Below are 18,348 nucleotides of genomic sequence, written 5' to 3'. Positions count from 1 at the left end.
GTTTTGCATGATATCATGCAAAACCCTTTTTTGTTGAAAAATAGTATTTAGTTTTTAGTTTGATCGTCCTTAGACTGCTTGTGATCTATTTCGTTTTTTTGTATTTTATAATCCGCGGACGTAATTTCTATATTTTGTTCTTGTATGGGATAGGGTTGTAGAAAATCTTGATCAAAAGGATGAGGAGTAACAGCTCGCTGCATAGGATTGTCATCGTGATATGTTCGAAGACAGGTCCCTTTGACACGTTCGGAATTATATATGTAAGCCCCCCAGACACAGAAAAAGATAAGACCTCTTATATTATCCCTATAGAGGAGAATATCGACTTCATCCATATACTGTTTGGCCATAAAATAAGATCCTATTCCGTGAATTGTATAGAATATAGCCATCAATAGTGCGACCATAAAAAATGTCTGAGCAAAAATATCTCTTTTCTTGATCAAAAGGACACAGCTGTAAATCAGTCCAATCAGGATCACCAGATTAATAGACATTTCCACTAGAATCATTGTTTTGTATAATAAAACTGAACCCTTTTCAATTTGATCTATTGCCCGCCATGTATTGAGATTAAAATAGGATTCGCTGAAAAACAAGGTAGATTTGGTTAATATATTTATAAACAGTATAATAAGTAATACAATCATCCATCCGCCAATTTGTTCATGATAAACTTCGTCGTATGGCTTGATGAAGAAGGGTTTGCTTTTATTATACTTTTTGACAATATACCAGATGATCGCTGGTACCAAGATAAGAAATAGTGCCAAAGCAAACCAATTCACCTCACCTACGGAATTAGGTGTACCTAAATTTTGTGTTCCACCTATTACATACCCGTTAGCATCAAGATAAAAGCCATTGTAAAAGATATGATCGCGATCAGCAAAATCTGTATAATACTGTTTCAGATCCTTTTGCTCGACAAAGGGTTCATGAAAACCTAAGGTATAGGCAATTTTAATACTATCTGGTTTTATCTCCAGTGTTTTGCCAAAAACATACGCGCTACGGTCAAAATAGATATTGTCTCTATAATTACCAAATGCATTTTTTCCTTTGTTAATGATGTAAATCTCATATTCAATATCTGAGGGAAAGGATAGGCTGAGCGGAGCAATACGGTCTTCGGTAATTTCTGGAAGTTTTTCATTGATATTCGTGCCTAGTAAAGAAATATATTTTTTAGAAGATCCGTTTTCTGCTTTTCCGATATTTTTTATTTTGTATTTTTCGATGATCTCCACACGATTGTTTTCAATATCATCTTTGTATTGGACATTGGTGATTTTATTGATTTTGGGATAGGTTTTCGCATAGTACTCCAGGTATTGCTTCTGTATATCGTTTTTGGCACTACTTTGAAAATAAGTACGCATATTGTCCGCTTCGTTGCCGAGATAGATAGTTTGTACATCAAGGGTAGCTTCGAATTTGCCTTCAAGTGTCAATGTTTCCCTGACTTTAATATTTCCGGTAATATTCTGCGGTACATCTGTCAGTTTCCCTTTACCCATCGATGAGAGTACTTTTCCATAGGCAGGGAAATATCTGTTTTTGATATTTCCACCTTGATTGGTGATGGTTGGATCTATATATTGGTAACGTCCGTCGACATTCACCTCAATAACCATGTGGTTGAAAGCATAAGGCGATGGGAGTTCTTCTTGTAGCCCGCGATCCTTATAGGTATTGGCTAATACCAGTCCTACGCCAATGTTCTTGTTTTTAAGTATTGTCGCCAGCAGCATTGACTTATCTTTGCAATCGCCGTAGCGCTGAGAAAATACTTTTTCAGGTACATTTGCCCGGTGTGAATATTCGCCCATCTCAATACCCATATAGCGTATTTCGTTTTGTACAAAGTCACAGGCCTTTTTTAGGTACATATAGGGTTGCCCGTTTGACTCTTTCCACAGTTGATTAACGAAAGTTTGAAGTGCGCTTGACGGAGCAATCTGTGGGATGGGATTGATTCTATTGTTCCATTGATCTACCTCCAGCCAAGTATTGAATTCTGAACACTGGATATATTTTAAAGGGCTATACCAAGCCGGACTATAATTTTCGTATTGTACTGTTTTATCTTCGGTCAATTCCCAAAAGAAATTGGTCGTACTTCCTGTGGATTGTTGTTGTACTTCTGGAGCCCCATTGAAACTTTTGAATTGAAGTTTACGACCTTGAGGTACAATATAATTGAGATGAACCAAGCCGGTAGGCTCATAGCCGCGTAAATAATAGGTGTCGAAAAATTTGTTTTCAAATACAGGGTTTGCACCAATTATTGAATAAGCAAATACAATCTTGTCGTCTTTACGCAAATCCTCCAGGACACAATGGGCCATCTGACTTCCATTGTAGATAGACCTCGAAAGCTCCGTTTCGGATGCCAGGAGATTGAATTTTGCTTGCGGTAATAAGTTAATATCTCTCCCGTTACGAATGATGTTCAACTCATGTAATTGAAGTTTTTGGAAATGCGGATCAAAAGTTACCTGAACTTGTCCCAGATTTTCGATTCCACTTTGATCAAATAATACTTTTATGTCCTTATAATATTTTGTTTGGCTGGCTAAGTTTATTTGATGCTCGATTAATTCATAGTAATACCCATCACTAATATCATCCAAATTTGGTTTTAGGGGCTTTTTTGTGACGGACCGAAGCCAAGTTGGTGATGCTGTTTTTTGTATGGATGTTTGGCTAAATGACCAAGAGAATGCAGCTAGTACGAGTACAAAAGCTAGTAGAAGATGGCTAAATCTTTTCATCAATTAATAATTTAACCTAAGATAAGTAAAATTTGGACTTAACTGTAGCTTAATTTAAGGATCATTAATAATCTTTATGGAGTAAAAATCTGGCTGTCTAAAAAGATAAAAGGGCTGCCTGCGTACACAGTCAACCCTTTTATCTTTTAATCCGGAGATATTATAGTTTACTCTCTCTCTTTTTCTTTTTCTTCACCACTTTAGGCATTTGTGCCTGCTTCATTTCATATTGTCTTTCGATGTACTGAATGATTTCAGAAGCAATATCCTTTTTTGTGGCTTTTTCTATACCTTCCAGCCCAGGGGAGGAATTCACCTCCAGGACCAGCGGTCCGCGATCTGAAGGAATCATATCCACACCACATACCGTAAGCCCCAATTGGGCTGCAGCAGCAATTGCAGTCTCTCTTTCGGCCTTACTTAGGCGTATAACCTGCGCTGTGCCACCCCGGTGTATGTTTGATCGAAATTCACCTTCTTTAGCCGTACGTTTCATCGCTCCCACAACTTTTCCGTCAACCACAAAAGCACGGATATCAGAGCCTTTCGACTCTTTGATGAACTCTTGGATCAAAATATTATTTCCAAGGCCGTAGAAGGCCTCTATAACAGACGAAGCTGCTTTCTTAGTTTCTGCTAAAACAACACCAATCCCCTGTGTACCTTCCAATAGTTTAATCACTAATGGAGCGCCGCCGACCATACTGATCAGATCGTCGACATCGGATGCTGTACGAGCAAAACCCGTAATCGGAAGTCCAATACCTGCACCGGACAAGATCTGCAGACATCTCAATTTATCTCTGGATCTGGTAATCGCTTGACTTGGATTTGCGGAAATTACATCCATCACCTCAAATTGTCTAACAATAGCCGAACCATAAAAGGTAACCGAAGCGCCTATTCGGGGAATAATAGCGTCAATACCACTGAGATCCTGTCCTTTGTAATGAATACTTGGTTTACCTTGTTGAATGCCAACGTAACACTTACTGTGGTCGATGACAACACATTCGTGTCCTCTTTGTTGGGCAGCTTCTACGAGACGACGAGTTGAGTATAAACTCTTTACTGTCGATAATACGGCAATTTTCACGGTTTGTATATTGAATATATTTTTGTGCTAAGATAACAAAATAGCTTTGCTATTTGTTTTTATTTTGACGGGGACTTCAAGGAGAGATTTTCTTTGGAGACATCGACCAAAAATCTTCGATATAGAAAGTTCTTTCCTAAAAGCATCGGGTAAGTCATTTTCGAGCGATTTCGAAATGAAATCTTGATACTGAAAACTTGATCATAAAGTTTCGCTGTGGTTCGGATGTAGTAACGCTTTTCCTCCTGACCAAATGAACTTTTAACCAGTTTAGTTTTGTAAAGCCGTAATTTTAGAACTTTGGTTTCTTCGGTCTCGAAATTGGTAATGAGTTCACAGAGAATCCAGTCCTGACCGTCTTCATTCACGATTTTATAGGAATTACAATGCAAAACAGATGAAGCGGCACCGGTATCGATTTTTGCTTCTATGCCAAATATTCCTAATTCAGGTAAATCCAGGGTCTCTTTCCAACCCACGAGAAGTTTTTCTTTCATTTAAACCAAATGGAATAGATGCACCAATCTCTTCAATAGAGGTTGGTGCATTCCTATTTTATTCGTAAATAAATTCTCCAAAAGGAGATGTAATCGTTACTTTTTTAGAAGTTGCCTCTTCCACACGACCGATAATTTGCGCTGGAACACCGAACGACTCAGAGATGGCAATAATGTCCGCAGCAATAGCTTCAGGTACATACAATTCCATGCGGTGTCCCATATTGAATACCTTATACATCTCTTTCCAGTCTGTATTAGATTCTTTCTGTATCAATTCGAAGAGCGGCGGGATCGGGAAAAGATTGTCTTTAATGATATGTACATTGTCAACGAAGTGAAGTACTTTAGTTTGCGCTCCCCCCGAGCAATGTACCATTCCATCAATTTGAGAACGATACTTATCTAATATATTTTTAATAATAGGAGCATAGGTACGTGTCGCCGAAAGTACGAGTTTACCCGCTGTCACTTTTTCGCCCGTTTCAACTACGATGTCACTGGTTAAGTCTTGGCTTCCTGCAAAAACAAGTTCGTATGGAACTGCAGGGTCATATGCTTCTGGATATTTCTCTGCTACTTTTTTGTTAAAAACGTCATGACGCGCTGAGGTCAAACCATTGGAACCCATCCCACCATTATAGGCTTTCTCATAGTTCGCTTTTCCATTGGATGCCAAACCGACAATTACATTGCCACCTTTGATTTTGTGATTTGAAATAACATCTTCACGTTTCATACGACATGTCACTGTGCTATCAACAATTATTGTACGTACAAGATCGCCAACGTCTGCAGTTTCACCGCCGGTTGAATAAATACCGATACCTAAATCACGAAGTTCGGACAATATTTCTTCTGTACCATTAATGATTTCTGCGATAACTTCGCCAGGAATAAGATTTTTATTCCGTCCGATTGTGGATGATAGCAGAATATTATCGGTTGCTCCAACACAGAGTAAATCGTCAATATTCATGATAATTGCATCTTGTGCAATGCCTTTCCAAACCGAAATATCTCCTGTTTCTTTCCAATAGACATAAGCTAGAGAAGATTTGGTGCCAGCACCATCAGCATGCATAATATTGCACCAGTCCTGATCTCCACCCAAAATATCGGGAATGATTTTACAGAATGCTTTGGGAAACAGACCCTTGTCGATATTTTTTATCGCATTGTGCACATCCTCTTTTCCAGCGGATACACCTCGTTGATTGTATTTTAAATCTGACATCTTAGCGCAAAAATAAGCAATAGCACTGAATTAACGAACCTTATTTACGTAATTTAATCACTTATGATCGCTCGCCAATGTATGATGAGTTTTTCGAGGTTGGTTTTTGCATTAGCAGGGCTTGTGCTGGGGAGACATATATAAGTAATATTATCCTTTTTTTCAAAATACTTTAGGTATAAGTTGTAGGCCTTCTGTCCATTAAAAACGACCAGTTTGATCCTGGGGTTTGCCTCAAGCAGAGCTATAATTGGATTGGGACTTTCGTCTTTGATGGCTAAATCCATGCTGCCGGGACGAGAAGCTTCAGCACATACATCCCAAAGGCCAATACCATTGTCCACTAGCAGGTTTACTTTGTCAGCATAGTTTGTCGCATCTGGGCTATTATATAAATGCCGGATCACTTTCCAAAAGCGATTTTGCGGATGTGCATAATATTCATTTTGCTCCAATGATCGGTCACCCGGCAATGATCCAAGGATAAGCGTTTTGGTATTGGTATTCACAAGTGGTAAAAAAGACTTTTTGAGCATAATCAAAAATAATAATAAAAATTTTGGCTTTGAAATATGAATTATTTTTTGCTATATTTATGATATTAAAATGATATCAAATATATATTAATAAATTATGGAAAAGTTGATTAAACCTATGTCGGGCTATTTAGCCTTGTTAATTGCGGTAGCTTCTTTTATAGCTGCCATATTTTCGTTTGCCAATGTCGATACAAGTTCGCTTTATGTTGTACTTGGCGTCTTCTTGATGATCGGGACATTTTTTATCCTGAAGGGATTGATGATTATTAATCCAAATCATTCGCGTGTTTTGAATTTTTTTGGTAAATACGTTGGAACAGTAAAAGAAAACGGATTGTTTTTTGTCAATCCACTATATTCTACCATTAAGATCAGTCTACGTTCGGACAACTTACAGGGGCAAACGTTGAAAGTAAATGATAAGATGGGAAATCCTATTGAGATAGGTGCGGTCATTGTATGGCAGGTAGGGGATACCTATAAAGCCGCTTATGATGTTAGTAACTATACTTCCTACGTACGTACGCAAAGTGAGGCTGCTGTGCGGCATCTTGCTGGAAGTTTTCCTTATGATAACCTCGAGGATGAAGGGGCTGAGATCACTTTGCGTGAGGGAGGGGATACCGTTAATCATATCCTCGAGCAGGAGCTGGCCGATCGTCTAGCTCCTGCGGGAGTTATTATTAAAGAAGCTAGAATTAGCCATTTGGCTTATGCATCCGAAATTGCTGGGGCGATGCTACAAAGGCAGCAAGCGGCTGCAATCGTTGCTGCACGTTCCAAGATTGTAGATGGTGCGGTAGGAATGGTTGAAATGGCCCTAAAAAAACTGTCCGAAAAAGATATAGTAGAATTGGACAATGAGAAAAAAGCAGCTATGGTCAGTAATCTTATGGTCGTACTTTGTGGAGAAAAGGCTGCAACCCCAATTGTAAATACCGGTACTTTGTATCAATAAACTGAATAAAATGGCAGATAAAAAGAACTTTATGTTGCGGCTCGATGACCAAATGTACAAAGCATTGGAAAAATGGGCTGCGGATGAGTTTAGGAGTGTTAACGGGCAGATAGAATATCTTTTACATAAAGCGCTGCAAGAAAATAAAAGATTGAGTACGGAGAAAAAGTCTGCAGATAAAAAATAAAGAATCAGGAACTAAAAATGTACCTTTGGCTTCGTTATAAATGAAGCTAAAGGTGCATTTTTTTGTTTAATAATATTAAGAAATAAGATATGGTGATCAATCCAGTTTATAATTTATTGGTCGTAAGTACAAGTACCGTCCATGGTAGTGAATTCTTGGAATATATTAAAGAGGATTTTGTAAAGTTTATTGCATCGGATGAGCTGCTATTTGTTCCTTTTGCTCGACCATCCGGAATTTCTTTTGATGCGTACACGGGGAAAGTTCAGGAGGCTCTCCGCGATAAGAATATAAAGGTAACCGGATTACATGAATTTGAGAACAAGAAAAAGGCTATTCAGGAAGCAAAGGCAATTTTTGTTGGTGGGGGAAATACATTTTTGTTGTTGAAGACCTTATATGATCTGGATCTTGTGCATCAACTACGTGTACAGGTAGGGAATGGAACTCCCTATGTAGGTACTTCCGCTGGATCTAATCTGACAGGATTGACAATTGGTACAACGAACGATATGCCTATTGTCTATCCACCTAGTTTTGATGCTTTGGGATTTTTGCCTTTTAATATTAATCCACATTTTTTGGATCCGGATATGAATTCGACACATAAAGGAGAAACCCGGGAAACCCGTATCCAAGAGTTTCATCAATTTAATTCGCAACCTGTCGTCGGACTTCGGGAAGGAAGCTGGCTCAAAGTAAGTCAAGGTGAAATAAAACTTGAAGGAACGTTAACTGCCCGATTATTCAGACCAAATATGGACGCTGTGGAACTTGATCCTGGATTAATTAATTTTTAAGATTTTGTAAAATCTGCACTCTTTTTGTAGCTTAATAATAAAGTAAAATCAGTTTGCAACCTATTTAAATAAATATTGGGTCTTTCTTCGTTAAAAAATACTTTTGTAGATGATTGGATATCATACAAAATAAGGTACTTTTGCGCTAAATCCATTAAAACTTTCTTCCAATGGAACAAAATTCAGCATTACACCCGGCCGATATTGCGGAAGAAATATCGCGTCTTAATAAAGGTGAGCAACATCAATATTTTATGGACTATCCGTTAGAGGATAGATTGGAGATTTTTTCTTTTTTGGAAGTAGATGTCCAATATACATTGATTAAATCAATGACCGAGCAGGAGTTGTCCGAATTGCTGAATAATCTAAAGCCGGATACGCGAAACGAATTGCTTTCTGAATTGCCGGATGATCTAATTAAATATTTGATTAATCTCTTGAACGAGCGTGAAAAGCAGATGGCTCTGGAGCTGATCGGATATAAAGAGGATAGTATTGCCCGGTTGATGACACCAATGTATGTGCAGGTACGTCCTTATTATACGGTGGATGATGTCTTTCGGCACATTAAAGTCTTTGGAAGAAAAGCTGAAACGCTCAATTTCATTTATGTCGTTGACGAGAAAAATGTGTTGATTGATGATTTGAAAATCGGTCAGTTACTATTATCTGATGGATCTACAAAGATTTCGGACTTAATCGATTATAATTTTGCGGCTATTAAAGCCTCCACCCCCATGGAGGAAGCCTTCGAAATTTTCCAAAAATACGACCGAAGTGCCTTACCGATTGTTACCGAAGCTGGTGTATTGGTCGGGATTGTGACATTTGATGATGTGTTGGACCGGATCGAAGACCGTGACACCGAAGATATTCAAAGATTTGGGGGGATGGAGGAATTGGATCTGGCTTATACTAAGACACCATTGCTTCAGTTAGTACAAAAACGGGCCGGATGGCTTATTATACTATTTTTCAGTGAGATGCTTACGGCGTCAGCCATGGGATTTTTTGAAGGAGAGCTGGAAAAGGCAGTTGTATTGGCATTGTTTGTCCCTCTAATTATTTCCAGTGGTGGAAATTCAGGTTCACAGGCTGCGTCACTTATTATTCGTGCCATGGCTTTGGGGGAATTGAAACTCAAAGATTGGTGGTATGTGATGAAAAGGGAAGTTTCTTCCGGATTGATTTTGGGCGGGATATTAGGTACTATTGGTTTCCTACGGATACTGGCCTGGCATTTTCTTGGTCTGTATGACTACGGTCCTTATTGGATTGCCATAGGTCTTACAGTAGCAGTGTCATTGGTGTTTATCGTGTTGTGGGGAACGCTGTCTGGTTCATTTATTCCATTTATCTTGCGTCGATTTGGATTGGATCCAGCCACGGCATCTGCGCCCTTTGTAGCAACGTTAGTGGACGTTTCGGGATTGATTATTTATTTTACCGTTGCAGCATTCTTTTTGCAAGGTAAATTATTGTAAGCCTTTCAGAAAAAATATAGAAAAAAGCATAAAACCACAGCTTGGTTTTATGCTTTTTTCTATATTGAGTGTATTACAAATTCAATTTTCGATACAATTTTTCTTTAATTCCACCTTTCTGGGCAACATAAATTCCTTTTTTCCCGGAGAATATAAATGCGGTTATACAAGCAATTGTTATAAAAACAACAGGTTGGACGCCGAAAAGTTCATAGCCCATAATGATGCAAGCCAAGGGTGTATTTGTAGCACCAGAGAATACGGCAACAAAGCCCATCGCAGCTAATAATCCAAGCGGAAGTGGGATAAGGCCACTGAGTGCACTGCCAAGTGTAGCTCCGATAAAAAACAAAGGGGTCACTTCTCCGCCTTTAAAACCGGCAGAAAGGGTAAATGTGGTTAAGACCAATTTGATTAAGAAATCATAGTAATCCGAGGGATTACTGAAAGCCTCCTGAATCATTGGAATACCTAAGCCGATATATTTTGTGCTTTTTAGCAATACCACCGTAATCACAATGATGATACCACCGATAACAGGTCTGAGCAGAGGAGATTTGATCTTTTTAAATTGAGCACTGAAGAAGTCTCCAGTGAGGGAGAACAACCAGGCTGCCAAGCCAAATAAAATTCCAGCAATCAAACTAAATCCTATAGTGCTTAAAGAAAGCGCAGGGATCATTTCATGTATTGGGTAATGTGTGTGCGGTACATGCCATAATTGACAACTAAAATTTGCGATATAGGCTGTGAGAAGGCAGGGGAGGATACCAAAATATCTTTTTTTACCAATGAGCAGGACTTCAAGGCCGAAGATAGTTCCAGCTAGTGGGGTACCAAAGACGGCAGCAAAACCGGCTGTAATACCGATAGATATCAGGATGCGTCGTTCGGTTTTGTCGAAATCAAACCAGCGGTTGAGCTGATCGGCTATTGCTCCGCCAATCTGAACTGCTGTTCCTTCTCGTCCGGCTGATCCGCCAAATAGGTGAGTAAGTAAAGTCCCGAATAGTACAAGTGGTGCCATAACAAGCGGTATCCTGCGTTGTGGACGAAGATATTCTTCGATTAGGAGATTATTCCCTTTGCTTGAAGGGTTGCCCCAGCGCTTATAGGATAGGGCAATAACCAAACCAGCAAGTGGTAATCCATAGATTATCCAAGAATTGTTTTCTCTATATTGTGTGACCCAATTTAGCGAAAAAAGAAAAAATGCACAGATTGATCCAACACTAGAGCCTATTATGCAGCAAGTAATAAGCCATTTAGAAATAAAATGGAGATTAATTTGAGGTGGTTGATTTGAAATTCTGATAGCCATAAGTCTACACTTTATATAAAATTTGTTGTTTTTATACTAAAAAGTAGACGTCATCAGCTTATTGGGGCGGTTCAAGGCAGACATCATTGCCATATGCTAAAACAAAGTTATAAAAAACGAATGATAATTGCAATCCAGCCGAGGATCATCAATAATCCACCTAGCGGAGTGATTGGTCCAAGAAATTTTAGATTTTTTTTCCAATATTCTGCAAAGGAAAGAAAATAAATACTTAGGGAAAACAAAAGGGTACCCGATGTAATTAAATAATAGGCAACTCTTTCAGATTGATATTCAAAGGATAGGTTTAGCCCGAGAACCAATAAGGTGATCGCCGCATACATTTGATAGCGAACACCCACTTCAAAAGAATCCAGTTTTTCTGGTGATAGAATTTTTTTTAATGCGTGTGCTCCAAAGGCTCCAAGTATAATTGCCAACGCACCTAATAGGGCAGCAGTAATGATTACAATGTTATTCATAAAAATAGTCTATTTGATAATAGATTTAGTCATGTCAATGTGAAGGATTCCGTAATCTGGATAGGGTTCAGAGTTTTGTTCAAATCCTAATTTCTCATAGAATGACTTTAAGTGAAATTGCGCACCGATTTGAATATCCTGAGGTCCAAAAGCGTCTAAAGTAGCTTCAATAGATTTATGCATAAGCAGTTGACTTAGGCCTGTTCCTCTGCCTTCTTTCACAACAATAACACGCCCGATGGAAGGTTGTGGATATGAAATTCCAGCTGGGACTAAACGGGAGTAAGCGACAATTTCTCCATCCTGCTCAGCCCAAAGATGCAGACAGACGTAATCTTTATCATCCAGTTCAGGGTATAGACACTCTTGTTCCAATACAAAAACCGCTGTACGTAATTTTAAAATACGGTACAATTCACGGTTTGTTAGCTCTTCAAAATTCTTAAGTTTCCAATTATATTGCATGATAGCGAATAAAGAGGGGAAATTGAGTTACCGACCATAAACTGAAACAGATTGATCGGTAACTCAATTTGTATTATTAAAAGGGAAAATTATGCCAATAGGCTTTTTACAACTTCGGAAATTGTTTTTCCGTCAGCTTGTCCGGCTAATTTTTGATTCGCAGCACCCATTACTTTTCCCATTTCTTTAATGGATGAAGCGCCGGTCTCAGCGATGATCGCTTTGATAACAGACTCTACTTCCTCTTTGCTCATTTGTTTAGGAAGGTAAGCTTCAATTACTTTTTCTTCTTCTACCTCGATTTGGTAAAGATCCTCACGATTTTGAGTCTTATAGATTTCAGCAGATTCACGTCTTTGTTTTACCAGTTTTTGTAAAACTTTAATTTCAGCTTCTTGATTCAGATCTTCTGCATGGCCTTTCTCCGTTTTCGCGAGGAGAATAGCTGCTTTAATCGCACGTAATCCACGCAATGCTGCCGTATTTTTTGCAATCATTGCTGCTTTAATGTCTTGATTTATTTGTGTTTCTAATGACATGATATTTAAATTATTTTCGATTGACAATCGTGCCTGTAGCCTGTGCTGTCGGCATTATTAATAGATCGTTGATATTAACATGAGCTGGTCTGGTGATGACGAAAAGGATAGTTTCGGCAATGTCAGTACCGGTAAGGGGCTGCACACCTGTATACACGCTTTTTGCTCTTTCTTTATCTCCATGAAAGCGAACCTCAGAGAATTCTGTTTCAACCATACCGGGGTCGATAGAAGTTACTTTGATACCTTTGGAAAGTAAGTCTATACGCATCGCTTTTGTTAACGCGTCTACCGCATGTTTGCTAGCGCAGTATACGTTACCATTTGGGTATACTTCTTTGCCTGCAATAGAGCCCAAATTGACAATATGTGCTCCATTTGCGGTATCCATTAATGGGATGACTGCTTTGCTGACATAAAGTAGTCCTTTGACATTGGTGTCGATCATTCTATCCCAGTCACCGATATCACCATCCTGGATTGGATCCAGACCTTGGCTAAGCCCTGCATTATTGATTAATACATGGATTGTTTTCCATTCCTCTGGTAAACCGTTCATTTGGTTTTGAACCTGTTCTGAATCTCTGACATCCAATTCAAATGTATGAATTTTGATGTGGGGATAGATTGAATTCAATTTTTCCTTCAATATATCTAGCCGATTTAGTCTACGGGCACAAAGCAAAAGATTGTAACCTTCCTTCGCCAACACTTCAGCACAGGCTTGACCAATACCTGAACTTGCTCCCGTGATGAAAACTGTCTTTGTCATATTTTTAACTAGTTGAAATAGTAAATCTCATTGCTGACTGTAATTTCATCTATTGATAAAACTCAATCCAAGAGTCCTTGATAGACCTATTTTGTCGCAATATAAATCGTGCAGATACCAAATGTTTGTGGTCTCACAATCGTTTGGTCGAAGCCAGCTTTTTTATTTATTGCAACAAATTTCTGTCCATCTGGGAACTGAGCAACGGATTCCGGTAAATATTCGTAAGCACTCGCATCTTTTGAGAAGAATTTTCCAATAGTCGGTGTTACATATTTGAAGTAAAAATTGTAGAGCTGCTTTATAGGGAATTTTTTTGGGTTCGAAAATTCCAAAATAACGGCCTTACCACCGGGTTTCAATACGCGATAAATGTCGGACAATCCTTTTTCTAGGTTTTCAAAGTTACGGACACCAAATGCAACGGTAACAGCGTCAAAGGTATTGTCTTCAAATTGAAGCCTTTCCGAATCGCCTAATTGTACTTCAAATTGATTTTCCAGTCCTTTGTTTGCGATTTTCTTTTTAGCCACATCAAGCATTCCTTGAGAAATATCGACTCCAATTATTTTTTTTGGATTCAATATCTTGATGGATTCCAATGCAAAATCACCTGTTCCGGTCGCCACATCTAACATGAGCTGAGGATTAATGGACTTTAGGGCATTAATGGCTTTCTTTCGCCATATAATATCAATCCCCAAGGACATGAAGTGGTTTAAGAAATCATAGGAATGGGAAATATTGTTGAACATATCCGCTACCTGTTTTTTCTTGCCGTCATTGGCATCTTTATAGGGCTTTAATGTTGAAGAATCGTGCGTCATTTTACAAATATACAATATAAGTATATTTTTAATGCTTAAAATGGGATTTGTTTTTTTGATTTAAAGTTGAAGCCTTTTCCGCGTTAACAAAGCAATGCTAGCGTGGTGTTCAGGCAGAATTAAACCCAATCATTTTGAATTTCGATCATTTTGGTTATTCACAATACCTTAAGTTATCAACACTTTTTAATGTATTGATTTTAAGTGCCTGTTTTTTATTTTCAACATGTTTTCAACATTTAATGTTGAAAAGTGCATCGTTAAAACTGTGTCCTTCAAAGCGTTTTGACAGTTGGTGTCTGACGAACTAATTATGCTGTTTGTAATTCAGCGTCTTTGTGAATTTTATTTTTTATACATTTGTTATCCCATCTTAAATTTAAGAGCTGGGAAGCTATATTTCTGATATAATATCATGATGAACGAGAGCAATTTTGAAGCGAATAATACGGATAATAACAAAAGAGGTAATTATGGTGAGCGCCGTACCAAATTAAACAACATTGTAAGCGGCTTGGGTAAGCTACCGCCCCAGGCAGTAGATCTTGAGGAAGCTGTTTTGGGCGCATTGATGCTTGAAAAAAATGCACTGAGCGAGATTATTGATATTCTAAAACCAGAGTCTTTTTATAAGGAATCACATCAGAAAATTTTTGAAGCTATATTTGGCTTATTTCAAAAGACTTCGCCGATTGATATTTTGACAGTCACATCCGAGTTACGTAGAATGGGGGCACTGGAAATGGTAGGTGGAGCTTATTATATCACGCAGCTTACTGATCGGGTTGTCTCTGCTGCTAATATCGAATACCATGCGCGTATTATTTCACAAAAATATATTCAAAGGGAGCTGATCAAAGTGTCTACTGAGATTATCAATAGTTCATATGATGAGACATCGGATATTTTTGATCTCTTGGATCATGCCGAGAAGAGCTTGTTTGATATTGCGCAAAATAACTTGAGAAGAGATTCGCGTAAGATGGATGACATTATGCGTGAAGCAATATCCAATCTTGAGATGTTGCGTGATCGTACAGATGGTCTGACAGGTGTGCCGTCGGGTTTAACTGCACTCGATCGCATGACTTCCGGTTGGCAGCCTTCTGACTTAGTGATTATCGCCGCCCGTCCAGCCATGGGTAAAACAGCATTTGTATTGTCTGTAGCACGAAATGCTGCTGTTGAACATGGTAAGGCTGTTGCGGTATTCTCGCTGGAGATGTCCTCTGTTCAGTTGGTTAATCGTCTTATCGCTGGTGAAACTGAAATTGAACAAGAGAAACTGAAAAAAGGAAATCTTGCCGATCACGAATGGCAGCAATTGCATTCACGTATCGGTCGATTGACGGAGGCACCGATCATTATTGATGATACTCCTGCATTGAACGTATTTGAATTTAGAGCAAAATGCCGTCGTCTGAAAGCACAGTATGATATCCAGATGGTGATTGTCGATTACTTGCAATTGATGCATGGTAAAGCTGAAGGCAAGGGCGGTGGTAACCGTGAGCAAGAAATCGGTAGTATTTCCCGTGCTTTGAAGTCCGTTGCGAAAGAATTGAGCATTCCGGTACTGGCATTATCGCAGTTAAGCCGTGCCGTGGAGTCGAGACCAGGAAATAGTAAAAGGCCGATGCTATCGGATTTGCGTGAATCAGGATCTATCGAGCAGGATGCCGATATGGTACTTTTCTTATATAGACCAGAGTATTATGGTTTGACTGAAGATGAAGAGGGACGCCCAACAGCTGGTGTCGGTGAAGTTATTATCGCCAAGCACCGTAATGGTGAAACAGGGATCGTACCACTTCGTTTCGTAGGTAAATTCGTTAAATTTGTCGATCTTGAAGACGAGTTTTCTGGAATGGGTGGCGGTGATGGTTTTGGAGATGCTCCAACCACATTTTCTGCCTCGGCATTGAATCCATCACCAAATTTTGGTGAAGACTTCGGTGGAGCAGGCTTTAGCGGAGGCATTACTATGCCTTCCCGCATGAATGATATGCCTGACGATGCACCTTTTTAATCTGTAATTTTACATCAGTATCCATAAATGGAAAAGCCGAAATATCATATTTCGGCTTTTTTTTGACCTAGGTTTAATCAACCATCGTAGCTATCTTCGTTATCTTCTACGAATTGTTGTATATTTTTACTTGAGTCAACTAGAATTTGTAAGTCACCCCAGCGCCGACGATCTGTCTGATCTGTAAAGCAGAGTTCCTTTTTCCGATTTCTTTTCCTTCTTTGATAACAGGAATGGCTGTATTGTCATCGTAAATCATCTGTACCCCTGCGTTTACAGTGATAAACTTATTGACCTTCATGAAGAGATTTGCGGTATAGTCTATGTCAATATTCTGCGGTTTATCCAGATAATTTGAATAAAGTTTTAAGATATTTTCAAAGGAAACATTCTCCATTAGGTTTACTTTATAATAGGCATCAAAAGATGCGCCGAATTCAGTTCTTACTTTTTTACCCGCATCCAGTCCGTATCTCGTAGAAAGGAGGGTGTCATTGACAAAAACGAATCTTACTGCCGCAGGTGAAAGATTAAATCTCAAGTTGTCAGATTTTTTGTAGGCAAAACCCGGCCCAAAGCTTAAGTATGCGGGTGCTAAAAACCGCGATATTGGCTTTTTGGGAGTTTTAGTATAATCAAATCCATCCGCAAATTGTGTGTTAAAGTTCAGAAAAAAGGTATACAGCCAATATTCTGAGGCTTTATGTCCCAGTAAGCTATTCAATACTAATCTATCATCATTTTTGCGCCAGTCCGATTCCTTTTGGAAAGTTAAACCATAGGCAGCTAATACTTTGTTATCCCAAGACCATTTGTCTTTCTTATAATTGAAATCATAATTTAATGTAAGATTTCCCGAAAATGAATTGACACCCCCTGCGGCCCAATTGGAGAAGGAACTCTGGTTGATCAAAAAAGTGTTTTCACCTTTGATTGTCCATGTTTTAGTGGTATCCGTAGGAGCTTCCTGGCTGAAACTTCGAAAGCTAATTAAACTTAAGGCAATAAGAAAGATTGATTTATTTTTTTTCATACTAAAATTTGGTTTTTGTGCATATGTTGCGAAAATAAATGTTCTATAACTAAACGAATATCTTTGTTTATTGTTTTGTGGCTTTTTGTTTACGTATATTTTAAATAAAATCGGAACTTTGGGAACTTGATTGATACTATGAAAATAACGTTACTTTGTATTGGAAAGACAGATGATAAATACTTGATCGAAGGAATCGACAAATACATCAAAAGACTAAAGTTCTATGTCAACTTTAATATCGTTGTGATACCGGACATTAAAAATAGCAAAAGTCTTTCTGAGGAGCAGCAGAAAGACAAAGAGGCCGGATTGATTTTAAAACAATTACAGCCACAGGATATGGTCATACTACTGGATGAGTTTGGTAAAGAGTTTCGCTCTTTGGATTTTTCTGCTTATTTGGAGAAAATGATGATCAATAGTGTGCAACATATGGTGTTTATTATTGGTGGTCCATACGGGTTTGATCAAAAGATCTATGACCGTGCCAGTTCCAAAATGTCCTTGTCAAAAATGACATTTTCGCATCAGATGATCCGTTTATTCTTTACAGAACAACTCTATCGGGCGTTTTCAATTATGAAAGGTGAACCTTATCATCATGAATAATATGGAAAAAAGTCCGTAACTTCATCATTAATAAAAACAGACTTATGAATTTGCCGAATAAACGTGATTATCACTATAAAAGTGATGAAGGAGAGAAAAATAGCCAATTGAATAAATACATCATGATAGCCTGTATCGTTATTGTGATTTTATTGGCAATTTATTTTGCATAATTTGATATCCTCTAATTACGGAATAAGTAAAAGAATAAATCTCTTACTTAATATCCGTATGGAGGATATCAGCAGATGATTTTAATAAATTTGATTGAAATTGTTTGGAGGAGAACGCTTAATTTTTCGGAGAGGGTTGGTTGGTTTTGCGCGTTCTTTTTGGTTCGGTGTTGTTGATAAATCCCCAGTTGGTCACATAGAATGATAAGGGGTTAATTTCTAATAATTTTTTCATTTTTTCTTTTTTTACCATATAATATTTTATTGTTTCGATTATATTAGATCAATAATCGAGCCAAACTTTAGATTGTGCCCAGTGACTTTTTGTGATTTAGTATTTTGTAATGGGAGTAATAAAATTGAGAAAATAGAGGAAAACGCGAGTTTCAACTAAAGGGTTAATGGCTAAATTCCCTGAAAGCATCATTGAGGAAGCTTTCCAAAAGTAAAGACGACCCACAGCTTAGTCGATGTTTGAAGAAAAATTGTAGGGGATACGAATAAAAAAACAGCG

At 38.3% G+C, this 18,348-nt stretch carries 19 protein-coding genes and 1 riboswitch; of the genes, 7 read left to right on the top strand and 12 right to left on the bottom strand.

Annotated elements, in window-relative coordinates; translation table 11 throughout:
- Positions 1-47 precede the first annotated feature (47 nt).
- The 5 genes from AC07UV_RS23545 to AC07UV_RS23525 form a co-directional block, all read right to left on the bottom strand.
- Entirely contained in the window at positions 48-2,780 is a 2,733-nt protein-coding gene (locus tag AC07UV_RS23545) for a DUF3857 domain-containing protein (protein ID WP_495185510.1), read from the bottom strand.
- Positions 2,781-2,940: 160 nt separating this feature from the next.
- The gene (gene rimK / locus AC07UV_RS23540; protein WP_077435364.1) at positions 2,941-3,876 is read right to left on the bottom strand and encodes a 30S ribosomal protein S6--L-glutamate ligase; all 936 of its coding nucleotides are present in this window, start codon (positions 3,874-3,876) and stop codon (positions 2,941-2,943) included.
- 59 nt (positions 3,877-3,935) lie between these two features.
- Entirely contained in the window at positions 3,936-4,373 is a 438-nt protein-coding gene (locus AC07UV_RS23535; protein ID WP_120258373.1) for an ATP-dependent zinc protease family protein, read from the bottom strand.
- 58 nt (positions 4,374-4,431) lie between these two features.
- Positions 4,432-5,610, bottom strand: a complete 1,179-nt coding sequence (locus tag AC07UV_RS23530) for an AIR synthase related protein (RefSeq protein WP_495185509.1) — start codon at positions 5,608-5,610, stop codon at positions 4,432-4,434.
- Positions 5,611-5,663: 53 nt separating this feature from the next.
- A complete protein-coding gene (locus tag AC07UV_RS23525; RefSeq protein WP_495185508.1) occupies positions 5,664-6,146 on the bottom strand; it encodes a DNA-deoxyinosine glycosylase in 483 nt (160 codons plus the stop codon).
- 97 nt (positions 6,147-6,243) lie between these two features.
- Between AC07UV_RS23525 and AC07UV_RS23520 the strand changes: the two genes are divergently transcribed.
- From AC07UV_RS23520 to mgtE, 4 genes are all read left to right on the top strand, one after another.
- Entirely contained in the window at positions 6,244-7,107 is an 864-nt protein-coding gene (locus tag AC07UV_RS23520) for an SPFH domain-containing protein (RefSeq protein ID WP_495185507.1), read from the top strand.
- A gap of 10 nt (positions 7,108-7,117) precedes the next feature.
- Positions 7,118-7,294 (top strand): type II toxin-antitoxin system antitoxin, encoded by a 177-nt coding sequence (locus AC07UV_RS23515; RefSeq protein WP_282255419.1) that lies wholly within the window; start codon positions 7,118-7,120, stop codon positions 7,292-7,294.
- Between the two features lie 89 nt (positions 7,295-7,383).
- Complete coding sequence (pepE, locus tag AC07UV_RS23510; protein ID WP_495185506.1) at positions 7,384-8,094, top strand: dipeptidase PepE; 711 nt, start codon at positions 7,384-7,386, stop codon at positions 8,092-8,094.
- A 170-nt stretch (positions 8,095-8,264) separates the two neighbouring features.
- On the top strand, positions 8,265-9,581 hold the full coding sequence (mgtE, locus tag AC07UV_RS23505; RefSeq protein WP_120258367.1) for a magnesium transporter: 1,317 nt from the start codon (positions 8,265-8,267) through the stop codon (positions 9,579-9,581).
- Between the two features lie 73 nt (positions 9,582-9,654).
- Here the strand turns inward: mgtE and AC07UV_RS23500 are convergent, their stop codons facing one another.
- From AC07UV_RS23500 to ubiE, 6 genes are all read right to left on the bottom strand, one after another.
- Positions 9,655-10,902: a chloride channel protein gene (locus AC07UV_RS23500; protein ID WP_495185505.1), complete on the bottom strand. Its 1,248-nt coding sequence runs from the start codon at positions 10,900-10,902 to the stop codon at positions 9,655-9,657.
- Positions 10,903-10,939: 37 nt separating this feature from the next.
- Positions 10,940-11,002: riboswitch (Fluoride riboswitch) on the bottom strand.
- A 7-nt stretch (positions 11,003-11,009) separates the two neighbouring features.
- Complete coding sequence (locus AC07UV_RS23495) at positions 11,010-11,384, bottom strand: DUF423 domain-containing protein (RefSeq protein WP_495185504.1); 375 nt, start codon at positions 11,382-11,384, stop codon at positions 11,010-11,012.
- 9 nt (positions 11,385-11,393) lie between these two features.
- Complete coding sequence (locus AC07UV_RS23490) at positions 11,394-11,849, bottom strand: GNAT family N-acetyltransferase (protein WP_495185503.1); 456 nt, start codon at positions 11,847-11,849, stop codon at positions 11,394-11,396.
- A gap of 89 nt (positions 11,850-11,938) precedes the next feature.
- Complete coding sequence (locus AC07UV_RS23485; protein ID WP_259182937.1) at positions 11,939-12,388, bottom strand: GatB/YqeY domain-containing protein; 450 nt, start codon at positions 12,386-12,388, stop codon at positions 11,939-11,941.
- 10 nt (positions 12,389-12,398) lie between these two features.
- Positions 12,399-13,160 (bottom strand): SDR family oxidoreductase, encoded by a 762-nt coding sequence (locus AC07UV_RS23480; protein ID WP_223578794.1) that lies wholly within the window; start codon positions 13,158-13,160, stop codon positions 12,399-12,401.
- A gap of 86 nt (positions 13,161-13,246) precedes the next feature.
- Positions 13,247-13,987 carry a bifunctional demethylmenaquinone methyltransferase/2-methoxy-6-polyprenyl-1,4-benzoquinol methylase UbiE gene (gene ubiE / locus AC07UV_RS23475; RefSeq protein ID WP_282255413.1) on the bottom strand — a complete coding sequence of 247 codons (741 nt, stop codon included), beginning with the start codon at positions 13,985-13,987 and terminating at the stop codon, positions 13,247-13,249.
- A gap of 415 nt (positions 13,988-14,402) precedes the next feature.
- Between ubiE and dnaB the strand changes: the two genes are divergently transcribed.
- Complete coding sequence (dnaB, locus tag AC07UV_RS23470) at positions 14,403-16,016, top strand: replicative DNA helicase (RefSeq protein ID WP_495185502.1); 1,614 nt, start codon at positions 14,403-14,405, stop codon at positions 16,014-16,016.
- 139 nt (positions 16,017-16,155) lie between these two features.
- On the opposite strand, the gene AC07UV_RS23465 is transcribed toward dnaB, so the two are convergent.
- Positions 16,156-17,049 carry a DUF3078 domain-containing protein gene (locus AC07UV_RS23465; RefSeq protein ID WP_495185501.1) on the bottom strand — a complete coding sequence of 298 codons (894 nt, stop codon included), beginning with the start codon at positions 17,047-17,049 and terminating at the stop codon, positions 16,156-16,158.
- 138 nt (positions 17,050-17,187) lie between these two features.
- On the opposite strand from AC07UV_RS23465, the gene rlmH reads away from it, so the two are divergent.
- Positions 17,188-17,661, top strand: coding sequence for a 23S rRNA (pseudouridine(1915)-N(3))-methyltransferase RlmH (gene rlmH, locus AC07UV_RS23460; protein ID WP_077435332.1), 474 nt, complete (start codon positions 17,188-17,190; stop codon positions 17,659-17,661).
- Positions 17,662-17,705: 44 nt separating this feature from the next.
- A complete protein-coding gene (locus AC07UV_RS23455) occupies positions 17,706-17,834 on the top strand; it encodes a hypothetical protein (protein ID WP_262507815.1) in 129 nt (42 codons plus the stop codon).
- Positions 17,835-18,348: the final 514 nt, after the last annotated feature.

The organism is Sphingobacterium sp. GW821-FHT03E03 (assembly GCF_059420745.1).
The sequence above is the reverse complement of the archived record's forward strand: the minus strand, read 5'-3'. Positions and strand labels throughout refer to the sequence as shown.

What these genes read in the sequence shown, in the direction of transcription:
- AC07UV_RS23545 (WP_495185510.1), bottom strand. Translation starts at nt 2,780, where the DNA reads ATGAAAAGATTTAGCCATCTTCTACTAGCTTTTGTACTCGTACTAGCT.
- AC07UV_RS23535 (WP_120258373.1), bottom strand. Translation starts at nt 4,373, where the DNA reads ATGAAAGAAAAACTTCTCGTGGGTTGGAAAGAGACCCTGGATTTACCT.
- AC07UV_RS23530 (WP_495185509.1), bottom strand. Translation starts at nt 5,610, where the DNA reads ATGTCAGATTTAAAATACAATCAACGAGGTGTATCCGCTGGAAAAGAG.
- AC07UV_RS23525 (WP_495185508.1), bottom strand. Translation starts at nt 6,146, where the DNA reads ATGCTCAAAAAGTCTTTTTTACCACTTGTGAATACCAATACCAAAACG.
- AC07UV_RS23520 (WP_495185507.1), top strand. Translation starts at nt 6,244, where the DNA reads ATGGAAAAGTTGATTAAACCTATGTCGGGCTATTTAGCCTTGTTAATT.
- AC07UV_RS23515 (WP_282255419.1), top strand. Translation starts at nt 7,118, where the DNA reads ATGGCAGATAAAAAGAACTTTATGTTGCGGCTCGATGACCAAATGTAC.
- pepE (WP_495185506.1), top strand. Translation starts at nt 7,384, where the DNA reads ATGGTGATCAATCCAGTTTATAATTTATTGGTCGTAAGTACAAGTACC.
- mgtE (WP_120258367.1), top strand. Translation starts at nt 8,265, where the DNA reads ATGGAACAAAATTCAGCATTACACCCGGCCGATATTGCGGAAGAAATA.
- AC07UV_RS23500 (WP_495185505.1), bottom strand. Translation starts at nt 10,902, where the DNA reads ATGGCTATCAGAATTTCAAATCAACCACCTCAAATTAATCTCCATTTT.
- AC07UV_RS23495 (WP_495185504.1), bottom strand. Translation starts at nt 11,384, where the DNA reads ATGAATAACATTGTAATCATTACTGCTGCCCTATTAGGTGCGTTGGCA.
- AC07UV_RS23490 (WP_495185503.1), bottom strand. Translation starts at nt 11,849, where the DNA reads ATGCAATATAATTGGAAACTTAAGAATTTTGAAGAGCTAACAAACCGT.
- AC07UV_RS23485 (WP_259182937.1), bottom strand. Translation starts at nt 12,388, where the DNA reads ATGTCATTAGAAACACAAATAAATCAAGACATTAAAGCAGCAATGATT.
- AC07UV_RS23480 (WP_223578794.1), bottom strand. Translation starts at nt 13,160, where the DNA reads ATGACAAAGACAGTTTTCATCACGGGAGCAAGTTCAGGTATTGGTCAA.
- ubiE (WP_282255413.1), bottom strand. Translation starts at nt 13,987, where the DNA reads ATGACGCACGATTCTTCAACATTAAAGCCCTATAAAGATGCCAATGAC.
- dnaB (WP_495185502.1), top strand. Translation starts at nt 14,403, where the DNA reads ATGATGAACGAGAGCAATTTTGAAGCGAATAATACGGATAATAACAAA.
- AC07UV_RS23465 (WP_495185501.1), bottom strand. Translation starts at nt 17,049, where the DNA reads ATGAAAAAAAATAAATCAATCTTTCTTATTGCCTTAAGTTTAATTAGC.
- rlmH (WP_077435332.1), top strand. Translation starts at nt 17,188, where the DNA reads ATGAAAATAACGTTACTTTGTATTGGAAAGACAGATGATAAATACTTG.
- AC07UV_RS23455 (WP_262507815.1), top strand. Translation starts at nt 17,706, where the DNA reads ATGAATTTGCCGAATAAACGTGATTATCACTATAAAAGTGATGAAGGA.